Origin of the sequence: Ensifer sp. KUDG1, from assembly GCF_050434285.1 — a bacterium.
Taxonomy (GTDB): Bacteria; Pseudomonadota; Alphaproteobacteria; order Rhizobiales; family Rhizobiaceae; genus Ensifer.
In genome coordinates, this window is the sequence record NZ_JBNDIG010000002.1 from 987070 (window position 1) to 1004043 (window position 16974).

General features: G+C 62.5%; 14 protein-coding genes. 8 read left to right on the forward strand and 6 right to left on the reverse strand.

Features of this window, described 5'->3' with window-relative positions; all coding sequences use genetic code 11:
* Window positions 1-60: 60 nt before the first annotated feature.
* Window positions 61-660 carry an NAD(P)H:quinone oxidoreductase gene (gene wrbA / locus M2267_RS10360; RefSeq protein WP_205238952.1) on the reverse strand — a complete coding sequence of 200 codons (600 nt, stop codon included), beginning with the start codon at window positions 658-660 and terminating at the stop codon, window positions 61-63.
* Between the two features lie 164 nt (window positions 661-824).
* Here wrbA and M2267_RS10365 point away from each other — a divergent pair, with 164 nt between their 5' ends.
* Together M2267_RS10365 and gpt are read left to right on the forward strand one after the other, a co-directional pair.
* Window positions 825-1580, forward strand: a complete 756-nt coding sequence (locus M2267_RS10365) for a competence/damage-inducible protein A (RefSeq protein ID WP_043620358.1) — start codon at window positions 825-827, stop codon at window positions 1578-1580.
* Window positions 1581-1709: 129 nt separating this feature from the next.
* Window positions 1710-2207, forward strand: coding sequence for a xanthine phosphoribosyltransferase (gene gpt / locus M2267_RS10370; protein WP_043620356.1), 498 nt, complete (start codon window positions 1710-1712; stop codon window positions 2205-2207).
* A gap of 69 nt (window positions 2208-2276) precedes the next feature.
* Here gpt and M2267_RS10375 read toward each other — a convergent pair whose 3' ends face one another.
* A complete protein-coding gene (locus M2267_RS10375) occupies window positions 2277-3752 on the reverse strand; it encodes an NAD(P)H-hydrate epimerase (RefSeq protein WP_429114436.1) in 1476 nt (491 codons plus the stop codon).
* A gap of 344 nt (window positions 3753-4096) precedes the next feature.
* On the opposite strand from M2267_RS10375, the gene M2267_RS10380 reads away from it, so the two are divergent.
* The 3 genes from M2267_RS10380 (at window position 4097) to hspQ (ending at window position 6524) form a co-directional block, all read left to right on the forward strand.
* A complete protein-coding gene (locus M2267_RS10380) occupies window positions 4097-4435 on the forward strand; it encodes a P-II family nitrogen regulator (RefSeq protein ID WP_003528058.1) in 339 nt (112 codons plus the stop codon).
* A gap of 65 nt (window positions 4436-4500) precedes the next feature.
* On the forward strand, window positions 4501-5910 hold the full coding sequence (glnA, locus tag M2267_RS10385; protein ID WP_034791062.1) for a type I glutamate--ammonia ligase: 1410 nt from the start codon (window positions 4501-4503) through the stop codon (window positions 5908-5910).
* A gap of 284 nt (window positions 5911-6194) precedes the next feature.
* The gene (gene hspQ / locus M2267_RS10390) at window positions 6195-6524 is read left to right on the forward strand and encodes a heat shock protein HspQ (protein ID WP_034791060.1); all 330 of its coding nucleotides are present in this window, start codon (window positions 6195-6197) and stop codon (window positions 6522-6524) included.
* Window positions 6525-6603: 79 nt separating this feature from the next.
* Here hspQ and M2267_RS10395 read toward each other — a convergent pair whose 3' ends face one another.
* Window positions 6604-7233 (reverse strand): invasion associated locus B family protein, encoded by a 630-nt coding sequence (locus tag M2267_RS10395; RefSeq protein WP_043620346.1) that lies wholly within the window; start codon window positions 7231-7233, stop codon window positions 6604-6606.
* Between the two features lie 272 nt (window positions 7234-7505).
* Here M2267_RS10395 and M2267_RS10400 point away from each other — a divergent pair, with 272 nt between their 5' ends.
* Both M2267_RS10400 and M2267_RS10405 read left to right on the forward strand, forming a co-directional pair.
* The gene (locus M2267_RS10400) at window positions 7506-9320 is read left to right on the forward strand and encodes an extracellular solute-binding protein (protein WP_429114443.1); all 1815 of its coding nucleotides are present in this window, start codon (window positions 7506-7508) and stop codon (window positions 9318-9320) included.
* Between the two features lie 90 nt (window positions 9321-9410).
* Window positions 9411-10073, forward strand: coding sequence for a DsbA family oxidoreductase (locus tag M2267_RS10405; RefSeq protein WP_429114446.1), 663 nt, complete (start codon window positions 9411-9413; stop codon window positions 10071-10073).
* 78 nt (window positions 10074-10151) lie between these two features.
* Here M2267_RS10405 and mfd read toward each other — a convergent pair whose 3' ends face one another.
* Window positions 10152-13655 carry a transcription-repair coupling factor gene (gene mfd / locus M2267_RS10410; protein ID WP_429114532.1) on the reverse strand — a complete coding sequence of 1168 codons (3504 nt, stop codon included), beginning with the start codon at window positions 13653-13655 and terminating at the stop codon, window positions 10152-10154.
* A gap of 7 nt (window positions 13656-13662) precedes the next feature.
* Window positions 13663-13968, reverse strand: a complete 306-nt coding sequence (locus M2267_RS10415) for a succinate dehydrogenase assembly factor 2 (protein ID WP_043620340.1) — start codon at window positions 13966-13968, stop codon at window positions 13663-13665.
* A 154-nt stretch (window positions 13969-14122) separates the two neighbouring features.
* Between M2267_RS10415 and recG the strand changes: the two genes are divergently transcribed.
* A complete protein-coding gene (gene recG, locus M2267_RS10420; protein ID WP_429114449.1) occupies window positions 14123-16228 on the forward strand; it encodes an ATP-dependent DNA helicase RecG in 2106 nt (701 codons plus the stop codon).
* A gap of 44 nt (window positions 16229-16272) precedes the next feature.
* Here the strand turns inward: recG and M2267_RS10425 are convergent, their stop codons facing one another.
* Window positions 16273-16962: a DUF502 domain-containing protein gene (locus M2267_RS10425; RefSeq protein WP_429114452.1), complete on the reverse strand. Its 690-nt coding sequence runs from the start codon at window positions 16960-16962 to the stop codon at window positions 16273-16275.
* Window positions 16963-16974: the final 12 nt, after the last annotated feature.

The following is a 16974-nucleotide window of genomic DNA, read 5'->3' on the forward strand; positions in this document are numbered from 1 at the left end:
AACGAAAAGGCGGCCCCTTGCGGCGCCGCCTAAACTCTTGAAACAATTGCGTCGAGATGATCAGGCCGAAAGCTTGGCGGCGATCTTGGCGACGTGTGCGCCCTGGAAGCGGGCAGCCTGGAGCTCGACCTCGGACGGCTGACGCGAGCCGTCGGCATCGGTGATCGTCGAGGCGCCATAGGGCGAGCCGCCCTTGATCTCGTCGAGGCCCATCTGGCCCTGGAAGGCATAGGGAAGACCAGCGACGACCATGCCGTGGTGCATCAGCGTCGGGATGAAGCCGAGGATGGTGGATTCCTGACCGCCATGCTGGGTGGCCGAGGACGTGAAGACGGAGCCGACCTTGCCGACCAGCTTGCCAGACGCCCACAGGCTGCCGGTCTGATCGATGAAGTTGCGCATCTGCGAGGCAACCGTGCCAAAGCGCGTGCCGGCGCCGAAGATGATCGCGTCGTATTGGGCAAGCTCTTCGACATGGGCGACCGGCGCGGCCTGGTCGAGCTTGAAGTGAGAGGCCTTGGCGACCTCGGCCGGCACCAGCTCCGGAACGCGCTTGACGTCGACTTCGGCACCCGCAGACTTGGCACCTTCGGCCACGGCGTACGCCATGGTTTCGATGTGTCCGTATGCCGAATAATAGAGAACGAGAACCTTGGCCATAATTGCTCCTTTGGATACAAGCGATCCCACTTGATCACTGCTGCGCGGAAGATTTATCAAAATGCAGCCGCATGCCAGGAGCCGTCCGGGAAACAGACTGTTCTCGCAATGTGAACAATAATAATTCACTGTTAAATGACTGACTAAACAAACAGGATCACCCGATGAGCAGCATAAAAGTCGTCACTGCCGCCATGGTCGCCATCGGCGACGAACTTCTGTCGGGGCGTACCAAGGACAAGAACATCGGCCACCTCGCCGACATGATGACCATGGTCGGTATCGACCTCAAGGAAGTGCGGATCGTCGCCGACGACGAGGTGGCGATCGTCGAGGCGATCAATGCAGTGCGCAGCCGCTACGATTACGTCTTTACGTCCGGCGGTATCGGCCCGACTCATGATGACATCACCGCCGACGCGGTGTCGCGCGCCTTCGGCGTCGAATGCATCTACGAGCCGGAGGCGATGGCGCTGCTCGGCGCCATGTACGAGCGCCGCAATATGGAGTTTACCGACGCGCGCAAGCGCATGGCGCGCATGCCGCTCGGCGCACGCCATATCCCGAACCCGGTATCGACGGCGCCGGGTTTCGCCATTGGCAACGTGCATGTGATGGCCGGCGTGCCACAGGTCTTCCAGGCCATGCTCGACGCTCTGCTGCCCGGTCTCAACGTCGGTTCGCCCCTCCTCTCCCGCACCGTGCGCTCGCCCTTCGGCGAAGGCGACATCGGCAGCCCGCTGACCGAAGTGCAGAAGAACCATCCAGAAACGAGCATCGGCTCCTACCCGAAATTCGACGGCAAGACCTTCTCGACGGATATCGTCGTGCGCGCCCGCGATCCGGAAGCCCTTGCGGCAGCGGAAGCGGATGTGCAGGCGATGATCCAAGCAATCGCCGACGCGCGGGCAAAGGGATAGCGCGAAGCCCTTGCACTCAAGGCCTCAATGCCGTTATTGCATGTCGGCAAATCAGGATGACGCGTTCCCGCCTGCCCGATCTGCCGGACGCTTCGCCTTACCCTCGTTCAGACAAGCCGGAGCCCACCCATGTCGCTGCCCGATAAAGCCTTTCCCGTTTCCTGGGACCAGTTCCACCGCGATTGCCGCGCGCTTGCGTGGCGGCTCGCCGACAATGGCCAGGAATGGCGCGCCATGGTTTGCATCACGCGCGGCGGCCTGGTTCCGGCGGCGATCATCTGCCGCGAGCTCAACATCCGCATGATCGAGACTGTCTGTGTGGCCTCCTATCACGACTACGATTCTCAAGGACAGATGAAGGTGCTGAAAGGCATCGCCCCCGAAATTGCCGAGGGCGGCGGTGAAGGCGTGCTGATCGTCGACGACCTGACCGACACCGGCAAGACTGCCGCGGAAGTCCGCGCCATGCTACCGAAGGCGCATTTCGCCGCCGTCTACGCCAAGCCGAAGGGCCGGCCGCTGGTCGATACCTTCGTTACCGAGGTCAGCCAGGACACCTGGATCTATTTCCCCTGGGACATGGGCTTCACCTATCAGGAGCCGATCGCCAAGGGCACGCGCGGCTAATAGCCCGTATGTTCCTTCCGGACCCGGTGCCCCTTGTCGGGAGGCGACTTTCGGTCCGTGAGTTTTCGATCAGCTGATCGGCGGTATCGCGCCGATCAGCGTTTCGGCAGTCAAGCCAGGCCCTGCCTTGGCGCCGGCTGCGCCATGGCGCCAGACTGCGGCTGCGGCTGCCTCGAAAGCCGGCATTCCCTTCGCCAGATGCGCGCCGACGATGCCGGCAAGAACGTCCCCCGATCCGGCGGTTGCCAGCCACGGCGGCGCGTTGTTGTTGACGACCGCCCGTCCGTCCGGCGCGGCAACGACGGTGTCGGCGCCCTTGTAGACGATCACCGCGTAACTCGCCCGCGCCGCAGCCTGCGCCTTCTCGATCTTCGAAAGCCCGTCGTCACCGGCAATATCAGGAAAGAGACGGGCGAACTCGCCGTCGTGCGGCGTCATGACCATCTGGCCCCCGCCTTTCGCCAGTGCCGCGAAAAGTTCGCCGGGATTTGCCTGGAACGAGGTGATGCCATCGGCGTCGAGCACCAGGGCGCGATCGCAGAGCGCAAGCGCAAAGTCCCTCGCCTTCTTGCCGATGCCGAAGCCTGGCCCAAGCACGAAGCTTCCCAGGCGCTGGTCCTGCAGCCATTTGGTAAGCTCCCGCTTGCCGTCGATCTCCTTGACCATCACTGCCGTCAGATGGGACGCATTGATGTCGAGGGCAGCGTTGCCGGAGGCGACGGTGACAAGGCCGGCGCCGGCCGCAAGGCCCGCCGCAGCCGACAGGCGCGCCGCGCCCGTCGCCTGGCGGTCACCTGAGAAAACCACCAGATGCCCGCGCTTGAACTTATGCGTCGAGGCTGCCAGGTCGCCGCCCCAGCCCGCCCAGAGCAACGGCGCATTGAGGTGCAGCGAACCTGCACCGGCGCGCAGGATGCGCGCGGGAATGCCTATGTCGAACACCTCGAGCGTGCCGCAGAGGGACCGCCCGGGCAAAAGCCAGTGACCGGGCTTTGGCACCATGAACGTGACGGTGTGGCGGGCGGCAAAGGCGGCGCCCCGGACCGCGCCCGTGCGGCCGTCGATGCCGCTCGGCAGATCGACCGCAACGACCGGAACGCCACTGGCATTGACCCGTTCGATAAGGTGAATGACGTCGTCCGGGAGGTCGCGAGACAAGCCCGCCCCGAAGAGCGCATCGATGACGACATCGCCGGCCTGCGGTTCGTAGGCAGAAAGTGGTGTGACGGGATCGCTCCAGTTTGCCCGGGCCCGCACAGCATCGCCTTGAAGCCTGGCGGGATCGCCCAGCACGAACACCGCGACATCCGCCCCGCTTTCGGCAAGGCCGCGGGCGGCAACGTAACCATCGCCACCATTGTTGCCGGGGCCGCAGAGCACGACGAAGCGGTGCGCTTCCGGAAAATACCGCAGGGCCGCAGCGCTTACCGCCAGTCCGGCGTTGCGCATCAGCGTAAAGCTATCGATGCCGGATTGGGCCGCCGCCTGGTCTATTGCCGTCATTTCGGCGGGCGTGATCAACAGGTGCTGAAGGTCAGAGCGCATGCCCCAGACTTATCCATGCCCGCGCGCGTGAAGCAAGGCCTCAGCCTTAACACCATGATTGCCTTAAAATAAGGCATTTGCACATAATTGTTGCTCAAATAACAAGCTTCGCGTCTGCCATGACGTAGGGGCTCTGCAAGAAGCGGGCATCTTTCGATCGGAAATCATAAAAAATAGGCAGATCGCACCCCGCCGAAGGCATGGAAATCCTGTAATCGGCGCGCCGGCGGCAGATTTTTTGTCGTTCTGACAGATTTTCGCAGAAAAACTGGCATGCAACGTGCATATTCAGGGCGAGCGGGCATGATCCTGCTATCAAGGGAGAAGCGGAGAGACATTTTCTCATGAAAAAGATCGAAGCGATCATTAAGCCCTTCAAGCTCGACGAAGTGAAGGAAGCCCTTCAGGAAGTCGGCCTACAGGGTATCACCGTCACGGAAGCCAAGGGCTTCGGGCGGCAGAAGGGTCACACGGAGCTGTATCGCGGCGCCGAATACGTGGTGGACTTCCTGCCGAAGGTAAAGGTCGAAGTGGTGCTGGCGGATGAAAACGCGGAGGCCGTCATCGAGGCGATCCGCAACGCCGCGCAAACCGGCCGCATTGGTGACGGAAAGATTTTCGTTTCCAATGTGGAAGAAGTCATCCGTATTCGCACGGGCGAAACCGGCCTCGACGCCATCTGACATCACGGGCCGTTCGGCCCGGTTCTTTTCAAATCCTCGTCATCTCACACAGGGAATAACGGCAAATGACGACTGCAAGCGATATTCTGAAGCAAATCAAGGACAACGACGTCAAGTTCGTCGACCTGCGCTTTACCGATCCCAAGGGTAAGCTGCAGCACGTAACGATGGATGTGGTCTGCGTCGACGAAGACATGTTCGCCGATGGCGTCATGTTCGACGGCTCCTCGATTGGCGGCTGGAAGGCCATCAACGAGTCCGACATGGTGCTGATGCCCGATCCGGAAACAGCGCATATGGACCCGTTCTTCGCGCAGTCGACGATGGTCATCATCTGCGACATTCTCGATCCGGTTTCGGGCGAATCCTACAACCGCGACCCGCGCGGCACGGCCAAGAAGGCCGAAGCCTACCTCAAGGCATCCGGCATCGGCGACACCGTTTTCGTTGGCCCGGAAGCAGAATTCTTCGTCTTCGACGACGTCAAGTACAAGGCCGACCCGTACAACACCGGCTTCAAGCTCGACTCCTCGGAACTGCCGTCGAACGACGACACCGATTATGAGACCGGCAACCTCGGCCACCGTCCGCGCGTCAAGGGCGGCTATTTCCCGGTTCCGCCGATCGACAGCTGCCAGGACATGCGCTCCGAAATGCTGACGGTCCTGTCCGAGATGGGCGTGACGGTTGAGAAGCACCATCACGAAGTGGCTGCCGCCCAGCACGAGCTCGGCGTCAAGTTCGACGCGCTTGTTCGCAACGCCGACAAGATGCAGATCTACAAATACGTCGTGCACCAGGTCGCCAATGCCTATGGCAAGACGGCAACCTTCATGCCGAAGCCGATCTTCGGCGACAACGGCTCGGGCATGCACGTACACCTGTCGATCTGGAAGGACGGCAAGCCGACCTTCGCCGGCGACGAATATGCCGGCCTCTCGGAAAGCTGCCTCTACTTCATCGGCGGCATCATCAAGCATGCCAAGTCGCTGAACGCCTTCACCAACCCGTCGACGAACTCCTACAAGCGTCTCGTCCCGGGCTATGAGGCTCCGGTTCTCCTCGCCTACTCGGCGCGCAACCGTTCGGCTTCGTGCCGCATTCCGTTCGGCACCAACCCGAAGGCCAAGCGCGTCGAAGTCCGCTTCCCGGATCCGACCGCCAACCCCTACCTCGCCTTCGCAGCCATGCTGATGGCCGGCCTCGACGGCATCAAGAACAAGCTGCACCCGGGCAAGGCGATGGACAAGGATCTCTATGATCTGCCGCCGAAGGAACTGAAGAAGATCCCGACCGTCTGCGGCTCGCTGCGCGAAGCGCTGGAAAGCCTCGACAAGGACCGCAAGTACCTGACGGCCGGCGGCGTGTTCGACGACGACCAGATCGATTCCTTCATCGAACTGAAGATGCAGGAAGTCATGCGCTTCGAAATGACCCCGCATCCGGTCGAGTACGACATGTACTACTCGGTCTAAGACCGTGCGACCGGCGGCATCGACCACCGGTTCAAGCCGTGCTTTGGGCCGGCGGCTCCCTAAAAGGAGCCGCCGGCCTTTTCGTTGGCGCGCACGGATTGCAAGCGCTCCCGCACAGGGAGCGGCACGAAACCGTCGAATTGTGTGATATTATGTTGCCAACAACTTTTGCGCGTCCGCGGGACACGCATGGCGAGATCGATCAACGGAGGGCAGAAGGGAAGTCCCTATTGATGTTTTGGGTTCGCCAACCCAGATAATCTCCTGAAAGGATGTGTTGCGTCATGAAGCAGAGAAACGCCAAATTCGAGATCGGACAGGTGGTTCGCCATCGGGTTTTCCCGTTCCGCGGCGTCATTTTCGACGTCGACCCGGAATACGCCAACACCGAGGAGTGGTGGAACGCCATTCCGCAGGAGATCCGCCCAAGCAAGGATCAGCCCTTCTATCACCTGTTCGCCGAGAACGACGACAGCGAGTATGTCGCCTACGTCTCCGAGCAGAACCTGGAATTCGACGACAGCGACCGGCCGATGCGCCACGCGCAAGTCGATGCCCTGTTCGACAAGGATGGCGTCGGTCACTACAGGCCCAAGGCGACGTTCCGCCACTGAGGCCGCTTCGCTCTCGAACAAATGAAAACGCCCGGACCGCGAGGTCCGGGCGTTCCTTTATCCGTTTGCGGAGGACCGCTTAGTTCTGCTTGGCAGCCTTCTGGGCTTCTTCAAGCTTCTTGCGTGCGTCCTCGGCCTTCTTCTGCATTTCTTCCTGCAGCAGGCGCTGACGCTCTTCGAGCTGCGACTGCTCGATCGGCTCGCCGTCGTAGACACCGGTGAAGCCCGTGAGGGCCATCTTGATCGGGTTCGGAGCGCGCTGGAAGTTGACCGAGGTGAAGACGACCTCATTGCCCTTCTTCAGGCTGGCGATCAGCTGGTCGGAAAGCGGCGCTTCGGCAACGCACTTGTCGGGCATGCAGATGGCGTAGTCGAGCTTGACCGGCTTGCCGCCGTCGATCTGCATCTGAACGCCGGTCGGGATGAGGCGCGCCGACGGTACCGAAACCTGCATGATCTTGCGGTTGACCTTGCCGGAAACGGTGATGAGGCCGACAGCGGTCACGAGCTGGCCGTTGTTGGCGGTCAGCAGGTTCTGAACGATGCAGACATCGTTGTCTTCCTGCTTGGTGCAAACCTTGAACCAGCCCTGCGGCGGCTTGCCGCCAGCCTGCTGTGCAGACGCAACGCTCGGAACGCCCGCAGCAGCTACAGTGAGCGCCAGCGCTGCCATGCCCGAACGTTTTGCAATATTCGACTTGAACATCATTGTGATTCCGTCTCCTGAAATCCGGTAACGGAACAGTTGTTCCGCAGGTGAGTATCGTCAGCCGCCGTTGTCCTGTTGGCCAAATAAGGCAAATGCATGACCCCGTTTCCGGAAACACCTGTTACATTGGCTCGCTTCGATTATCCAGTGTTTCCTGTCATTTTTTGACTTCATACTGGGCGGAATTTGGACCGCGGATCGGTTGGATTCATCCGTCGGCATTGGTAACGTTCGGGGAATCGGCCTGTTGATACCCCTCACGGGAGGTGACCTTGCGTGCAATTCTTTCCGGTCTGGCGCTGATCCTGACCACCACTTCATTCGGCGCTGCTGCGGCAGCCGCTCCTGTGCATGCGATTGCCATGCACGGAGAGCCGGCGCTGCCTGCCGATTTCAAGAACTTTCCCTACGTCAATCCGGACGTAAAAAAGGGTGGAAAGATCTCCTACGGCGTCGTTGGCAGCTTCGACAGCCTCAATCCCTTCATCCTGAAGAGCATGCGCACGACCGCGCGCGGCATGTGGGATCCGGAATACGGCAACCTCGTCTACGAATCGCTAATGCAGCGCTCGCGCGACGAGGCCTTCACCATGTACGGCCTGCTCGCGGAGACCGTGGAGTGGGACGACGACCGGACCTTCATCCAGTTCAATCTCAACCCGAAGGCCCGCTGGGCCGACGGGCAGCCGGTGACCGCCGAGGACGTGATCTTCACCTTCGAGTTGCTGCGCGACAAGGGACGTGTCCCCTTCAGCAACCGCATGGCCAAGGTGGCGAAACTCGAGAAAGTCGGCGAGCGCAGCGTGCGCTTCACCTTCACCGAGGATGCCGACCGTGAGCTGCCGCTGCTGCTCGGCCTGTCGCCGGTGCTGCCGAAACATGCCATCGACCTCGCGACCTTCGACCAGACAACGCTGAAGCCGCCGGTCGGCTCCGGCCCCTATCGCGTGGCCGAAGTGAAGCCGGGCGAGCGCATCGTCTACAAGCGAAACCCGGACTATTGGGCGAAGGACCTGCCCTCGAAGGTCGGCCAGGACAATTACGACGAGATCTCTGTTGAGTATTTCCTCCAGGAGAACTCGCTGTTCGAAGCCTTCAAGAAGGGCGAGATCGACATCTATCCCGAAGGCAGCGCCACCAAATGGGCGCGCGGCTACGATTTCCCGGCCGTTCGCTCCGGCGACGTCGTCAAGGAAACCTTCACGCCAAAGACGCCGTCGGGCATGCTCGGCATCGTCTTCAATACCCGCCGGCCGATGTTCGACAATCTGAAGCTTCGGCAGGGTCTGGCGCTGGTGTTCGACTTCGAGTGGGTCAACAAGAACCTCTTCGACAGCGCCTATACGCGCACCCAGAGCTACTGGCAGAACTCGACGCTAAGCTTTCTCGGCGCACCGGCCGACGACCGAGAACTCGGCCTGATCGGCGACGCCCGCGATCGAATCAACCCGGCGATCCTCGACGGCACCTACCGCCTGCCGGTGACCGACGCGTCCGGCCGCGATCGTAACGTGCTGCGTGTCGCCGTCTCGCTGATGCGCGAGGCCGGCTATCAGATCAAGGACGGCAAGATGGTCGATCCGCAGGGCAAGCCGCTTGCCTTCGAGATCATGAGCCAGAATGCCGGCCAGGAAAAAATTGCGCTCGCCTATCAGCGGTTTCTCGCCCCTCTCGGCATCCAGGCGACCGTGCGCACTGTCGACGATTCGCAGTACCAGCAGCGCAGCCAGTCTTTCGACTACGACGTGATCATCAAATCCTTCCCCTCGACGCTGTCACCCGGCATCGAGCAGGCCGGGCGCTGGACCTCGCAGGCGCGCGACCGGCAAGGCAGCGACAACTTCGCCGGCGTCGCCGACAAGGACGTCGATCGGATGGTCAACAACATCCTGCAGGCCCGCACGAGCGAAGATTTCACCGCGGCCGTGCGCGCGCATGACCGGTTGCTCGTCAACAACTCCTACCTGGTGCCGCTCTACCACCTCGACGCCCAGTGGGTGGCGCGGCGCAAGCATATCGGCCGGCCGGACGTGATGCCGCTCTACGGCTACCAGCTTCCGACCTGGTGGGATCAAGACGCGCAATAGAGGGTCGGTTCCCTTTTGGTAACGCATTGAAAGCCGGGTCAAACCGGCTTATCTCGCCGTCATACCGGAAAAAGGAAAGGCACCCACACCATGCAAACCGTCAGCATCGATATCGTCTCGGACGTCGTTTGTCCCTGGTGTTATCTCGGCAAGGCCCGGCTCGACCAGGCGATTGCCAACGTTCCGGACGTGCTTGTCACGGTCAACTGGCGCCCCTACCAGCTCAATCCCGACCTGCCGCCCGAGGGGATCGATCACAAGCGGCATCTTGCCGAGAAGCTCGGCGGCCAGGCGGCCGTCGACCGCGCTCACGACACGCTGCGCGAACTCGGCAATGCCGACGGCATCGCGTTCGATTTCGATGCGGTGAAGATCAGTCCGAACACGCTTGACGCTCATCGGCTAGTCCGCTGGGCCGCAACCAACGGCGAGAAAGCGCAGTCGGCCGTCGTCGGCCTGCTGTTCAAGGCCAATTTCGAAGAAGGCCGCAATGTCGGCGACCACGCGGTGCTTCTCGATATCGCCGAGCAGGCCGGCCTCGACCGCCCCGTCATTGCAGCGCTGCTTGGTTCCGATGCCGACAAGGACGCGGTCAAGGAAGAAGTCGGCATGGCCCGCGAAATGGGCGTGACCGGCGTCCCCTGCTTCATCCTCGAAGGACAATATGCGGTGATGGGCGCGCAATCGGTCGACGTCTTGACCAACGCGGTGCGTGAAATCGCCGAGATGAAGGCGAGCGGCGAGCCGAACTGATCGCGCGGCGATCCGAAACAAATCTGCTTCGACAGACCTTGACCGTACTGCCGCACTGCGCGGCAGTACGGTTTTTTGTTACTTCGCCAGGCCGGCGAGCTGAGTCATCACCATTGCTGCACCCGACAGGCGCTTTTCCGGTGTTGCCAGTTCGCGCTGGAAGAAGATGCTCTGGTCGGGCCGGATCTTCGAAAGCGTGCCCTGCTTGGCGATGTAGCCGACGAGTGCCGCCGGGTTCGGGAATTCCTTGTTGCGGAACTGCACGACGACGCCCTTCGGCCCGGCATCGAGCTTTTCGACATTTGCCGTGCGGCAGAGCGACTTGATGTAGACGATCTTCAAGAGGTGCTGGACCTCGATCGGCAGCGGGCCGAAGCGGTCGATCATCTCGGCGCCGAAGCCGTCGATCTCCTTAAGGTCCGTCAGTTCGCCGAGGCGGCGATAGAGACCAAGCCTCAGATGCAGGTCCGGCACGTAGTGTTCCGGGATCATGACCGGCGTTCCGACCGAAATCTGCGGCGACCAGCCGGTGTCGTGGATCTCTTCCTCACCCTTGAGTTCGGCGACCGCTTCCTCGAGCATCTGCTGGTAAAGTTCGAAGCCGACTTCCTTGATATGGCCCGACTGTTCTTCGCCCAGCAGGTTTCCGGCGCCGCGGATATCGAGGTCGTGGCTCGCCAGCTGGAAGCCGGCGCCAAGCGTATCCAGCGATTGCAACACCTTCAGCCGGCGCTCTGCCATGCCCGTCAGCGTCTTGTTGACCGGCAGCGTGAACAGCGCGAAGGCGCGCACCTTCGAGCGACCGACGCGGCCGCGAAGCTGGTAGAGCTGGGCAAGACCGAACATGTCGGCGCGGTGTACGATCAGCGTGTTGGCCGTCGGCACGTCGAGACCGGATTCGACGATCGTCGTTGACAGAAGCACATCGTAACGCCCGTCATAGAAGGCGTTCATGATGTCTTCGAGCTCGGTCGCCGGCATCTGGCCGTGGGCAACCGCCACCTTCAGCTCCGGAACGTCGGACTTCAGGAAATCATGGATTTCCGACAGATCGCTCAGGCGCGGGCAGACATAGAAGCTCTGGCCACCGCGATAATGCTCGCGCATCAGCGTTTCGCGGATCACCAGCGCGTCGAAGGGCGAGATGAAGGTACGCACCGCCATACGGTCGACCGGCGGCGTCGTGATCAAAGACAGTTCGCGGACACCCGTCAGCGCCAGTTGCAGCGTGCGCGGGATCGGCGTTGCCGAAAGCGTCAAGACGTGCACGTCCGACTTCAGTTCCTTCAGCCGCTCCTTGTGCTTCACGCCGAAGTGCTGCTCTTCGTCGATGATCAAGAGGCCGAGATTGGCAAAGTTGACCGACGTGCCGAGCAGCGCGTGGGTGCCGACGACGACATCGGTCTTGCCATCGGCCACTTCCTTCTTCGTCAGCGCCAGTTCCTTGGACCCGACGAGACGGGATGCCTGTTGGATGCGGATCGGCAGGCCGCGGAAGCGCTCGGAGAAGGTCTTGAAGTGCTGGCGGGCAAGCAGCGTCGTCGGCACGACGACCGCGACCTGCACGCCGTTCATGGCGGCGATGAAGGCGGCACGAAGTGCCACTTCCGTCTTGCCGAAGCCGACGTCGCCGCAGACCAGCCGGTCCATCGGACGGCCGCTGCCGAGGTCTTCGCGCACCGCCTCGATCGAGTTCAGCTGGTCTTCGGTTTCGTCATAGGGGAAGCGGGCGGCAAACTCGTCATAGACGCCGTCCTGCGCGGCCAGCACCGGCGCGCGGCGCGTATGGCGTTCGGCGGCGATGCGAATGAGGCCGCCGGCCATATCGAGCAGCCGCTTCTTGAGCTTGGCCTTGCGCGCCTGCCAGGCAACGCCGCCGAGCTTGTCGAGGATCGCATCGGTACCCTCCGAGCCGTAGCGCGACAGAAGCTCGATGTTTTCGACCGGCAGGAACAGCTTGGCATCGTCGGCATAGACGAGTTCGAGGCAATCATGGGGCGCGCCGACCGCCTCGATGGTGCGCAGGCCGACGAAACGGCCGATACCGTGTTCGGCGTGCACGACATAGCTGCCCTCGTCGAGGCCGGCTACCTCGGCGATGAAGTCTGCGCCGCGCTTGCGCCGCTTGGAGCGGCGGACCATGCGGTCGCCGAGAATGTCCTGTTCGCCGATGATGACGAGATCACCCGTCTCGAATCCGGACTCGATGCTGAGCACCGTCGCGGCCGCCTCGCCCGGCTTCAGCGACTTGACCTCGGCGAGCGCCTTGATCGGCTTGACGTTGCCGAGACCGTGTTCGGCAAGCACCTGGAGCAGGCGGTCGAGCGAGCCTTCGCTCCAGCCTGATATCACCACCTTGGCGCCCTTCGAGCGCCGCTCGGCGATGTATTTGACCGCCTGATCGAAGACGTTGACGCGTTCGCTTTCGGCTTCGCCCTCGCCCGCCGACTTCGCCCAGCGCATGCCTTGGCGCGCATCGACCGAGATCACCTGGCGGGCCTCGCCCTCGTGCTCGTTGAAGGGCGAGAGGCGAATGGCATCGCGTGAGCTCAGGCCGGCGTTGAAGCCTTGCGCGCTCAGATAAAGCAGTTCCGGCGGAACGGGCTTGTAGGGCGTGCCCTGGGTGGCCTGCGCCTTGCCCGGAGACGCCGAGGCCAGTCGGGCGTCGTAATAGTCGAGAATGAGCTTCGAGCGCTCGGCCGCGGCCTCGCGCGCCAGATGATCGGTGACGATACGGAAGCCGTCGAGATAGTCGAAGATCGTCTCCAGCCCGTCATAAAACAGCGGCAGCCAATGCTCCATGCCGGCGTAACGCCGGCCTTCGGAGACAGCCTGGTAAAGCGCGTCGTCGCGGGTCGTCGCGCCGAACAGCGATAGGTAGTGCTTGCGGAAGTGGCTGATCGTTTCGGGCGTCAGCGACACCTCGCTCATAGGATTGAGATCGAGGGAGCGGACCTGACCGGTGGTGCGCTGGCTTGCCGGATCGAAGGAGCGGATGGTTTCGAGCGTATCGCCGAAGAAATCGAGGCGCAGCGGCTCGCCGCTTCCGGGCACGAAGACGTCGAGGATGCCGCCGCGCACCGCGTATTCTCCAACCTCACGCACGGTCGCGACGCGCTCGAAGCCGTTGCGCTCCAGCCGCAGCGCGATGTCGTCCATGCGCACCTGATTGCCCGGACGAGCCGAGAACGCCAGGCTCTGGATCACGTCCTGCGGCGAGATCTTCTGGAGGGCCGCGTTGACCGTCACCAGCACGATCGCCGCATGCGGCTTCTTCTTGTGCGCAATCAAGGCGCTCAGCGCCGCCAGCCGCCGTGCCGAGGTGTCGGCGCTCGGCGAGACACGGTCATAGGGAAGGCAGTCCCAACCGGGAAGCGTCAGCACCGGAATGTCGGGCGCGACGAATGAGAGGACTTGTTCCAGATCGGCGATCCGCTGGCCGTCCGAAAGAATGTAGGCGACCGGCTGGCCGGCACGGGCCAACTCGGCAAGGATCAGCGCCTCGGCACCGGAAGGGACCGGCCCGATCGTGATCTCTCGCTGTGCTTCGACAATCTTCTTCGGATCAAGGCCAGCCAGCATCATCGGTCTATTTCATCTCTTCGGGAAGCTTGTCGAAATCCGGACGATAGGCAGCGATGCGCTGAAACATCTGCGTCTGATAGCGAGCCGGCACCGGCTGTTCGCCGATGATCCACTTGACGAGATCGTTGTCTTCCTCGCCCATGATCGTCTCGAGTTCGTCGAGCTGTGCTTCAGAAAGCGTCGAGAGCTCGGCCTCGGCAAACTGCCCGAGGATCAGATCCATCTCGCGAATGCCGCGATGCCAGGCGCGAAACAGGATCCGCCGTCGACGCGGATCGAGATCGGCGCTGGTGCGAGAGATTCCGGTCATGGGAAATTCCTTCCTGCCGCCCGCGATGACGCCCGCACACTCGGACGAACGCGCAAGGCTTTGGGGTACGGTTTGTCGTCAACGGCTCTATAAACTCTGAATAGCCGATTGTCAGCCTTGCCAAAGCCCGAATTATCGTCGCAATTTCATCGCCATGCGCCCCACCCTGCTCGATCCGCTCTTCTCTCCGCTCGACACGCTTCCAGGCATCGGCCCGAAGATCGGCGAACTCTATGCCCGTTTGCTCGGTCGCGAGACGATCGAGGACTGCCGGGTGGTCGACCTCGTTTTTCACGCGCCGCATTCGCTGATCGACCGGCGCCAGCAGCCGGGCATCGCCCACGCGCCGCAAGGAGTGATCGTCACTATCACCGGTCGGGTCGATCGCCACCAGCCGCCGCCGCGCGGCAAGCCCAACCTTCCCTATCGCGTGTTCCTGCATGACGAGACCGGGGAACTGGCGCTCACCTATTTCCGCGTCAAGGGCAACTGGTTGGAAAAATCGCTGCCGGTCGACGAGACGGTCATCGTCAGCGGCAAGGTCGATTGGTTCAACGGCCGCCCGTCCATGGTGCACCCGGATTATGCGGTTCGGGCCAGCGAGGCGGAAAACCTGCCGCTGGTCGAGCCGGTCTACGGGCTGACGGCAGGACTTTCACCACGGATATTGCGTAAGTCGATCGAGGCAGCCGTCGCCCGCGTCCCGGAAATGCCGGAATGGATGGACGATGCGCTGCTGACGAAGCAGGGCTTCGGCACGGCGGCCGAGAGTTTTCGCGCGCTGCACGATCCGCGCGACGCGACCGACCTCGATCCGCAGGCCCCCGCCCGCCGCCGCCTTGCCTATGACGAGTTTCTCGCCGGGCAATTGTCCCTGGCTCTCGTTCGCCAGCGCCTGCGCAAGGTCGCGGGAGTACCGGTTCACGCGACCGGCGTGCTCTCCCGTCCGGTCATCGACGCCCTTCCCTTTTCCTTGACGAACAGCCAGTCGACGGCAATCGCCGACATCCTGAAGGACATGGCCGGGACTGACCGCATGCTCCGGCTGCTGCAGGGCGATGTCGGCTCCGGCAAGACGATGGTGGCGCTGATGGCCATGCTGGCAGCCGTCGAATCCGGCGGACAGGCAGTGCTGATGGCGCCGACGGAAATCCTCGCACGCCAGCACCATGCGACGCTTGCCAGAATGGCCGCCCCTGCCGGCATCGCCATCGACGTTTTGACCGGCCGCACAAAGGGCAAGGAACGCGACGCCATTGTCGAACGGATCGCCTCCGGTGAGACCCGGATGGTGATCGGCACGCACGCGCTTTTCCAGGATACGGTGAGCTATAAGGAGCTGACGCTTGCCGTCGTCGACGAACAGCATCGCTTCGGCGTTCACCAGCGCCTGCGACTGACCGCCAAGGGCATCTCGCCGCATATGCTCGTCATGACCGCGACACCGATCCCGCGCACCCTCGTGCTTGCCGCGTTCGGCGACATGGATGTGTCTAAGCTCACCGAAAAGCCCGCCGGACGAAAGCCGATCCAGACCGTGACGATCCCAACGGAACGCGTGGACGACATCGTCGATCGGCTCGACGCCGCATTACGCGAGGGCAAGAAGGCCTACTGGATCTGCCCACTCGTGGAAGAGTCCGAAGCCGTCGACGTGATGTCGGCAGAAGAACGATACGAGAGCCTTGCCAAGCGCTTCGGCAACAATGTCGGCCTGGTGCACGGCCGCATGAACGGCGCGGAAAAGGACGCCGTCATGCTCGCCTTCAAGAACGGCGAGATCCGCCTGCTGGTTGCGACCACCGTCGTCGAAGTCGGCGTCGACGTGCCGGACGCGACGATCATGGTGATCGAACATGCCGAACGCTTCGGCCTTGCCCAGCTTCACCAGCTGCGCGGCCGCGTCGGCCGTGGCGACGAGGCATCCACTTGCATCCTGCTCTACAAGGGGCCGCTCGGCGAAACCGGCCGTGCCCGGCTCTCGATCCTGCGCGACAGCGAGGACGGCTTCCTCATCGCCGAGGAGGACCTGAAGCTGCGCGGTGAAGGCGAGTTGCTCGGAACCCGCCAGTCAGGCACGCCCGGTTTCCGCATCGCCAGCCTCGAAGCCCACGGCGATCTGCTCGAAATCGCGCGCAAGGACGCCGCCTACGTGATCGAGCGCGACCCGGACCTCACCTCGGAGCGCGGCGAAGCGCTCCGCACGCTGCTCTATCTCTATCGCCGCGACGAGGCCATCCGCTTCCTGCGCGCCGGCTAAAGCGTCCCTTTGTGCGTTCATTGGAACGCACGGCGCACTAGGCCTTAGACAGTCTCTTGCTGGGTGATTTTCAAGGGGGCGTTGGCGAGCGGCTTCTGGTCGGGGGTCACGAGGCCACCCGAGATCAGGAGCTTGGCCGCGTCCTCCGCGCTCATGTCGAGCGGGATGATCTTGTCGCGCGGGATGAACAGCAGGAAACCCGCCGTCGGGATCGGGGTCGGCGGCAGGAAGACGGCCACCATGTCCATGCCGCGTTCCTTGAATTTCGAGGCGATCTCGCCTTTCACATCCGTTGCGATGAACACCAGCGACCAGATGCCCGGGCTCGGATACTCGATCAGCCCGGCCTTCTTGAAGGAGGAGGACTGCTCCTGCAGCACCGTCTGGAAGATCTGCTTGGTGGACTTGTAGATCGTGCGGACCAGCGGGGTGCGATTGACGAGCGACTCGGCGAGATTGACGATCGACCGACCGACGAGGTTTGCGGTCATGAAGCCGACGAAGGTGATCACGAAAATGGCGACGAGCAGGCCGAAGCCGGGAATGGCAACGGGCGAATAGGTATCCGGATTGTAGAAGTTCGGCAGATAGGGCTTAACCCAGCCGTCGGCCCAATCGATGAAGGTGCGCACGAGCCAGACGGTGATCGCCACCGGCGCACAGATGATCAAGCCGGTCAGAAAGTAATTGCGCAGCCGCGTCGCGATATAGCCGCGTTTGGAATGTTCCGTCATGCTTCTTCCGTC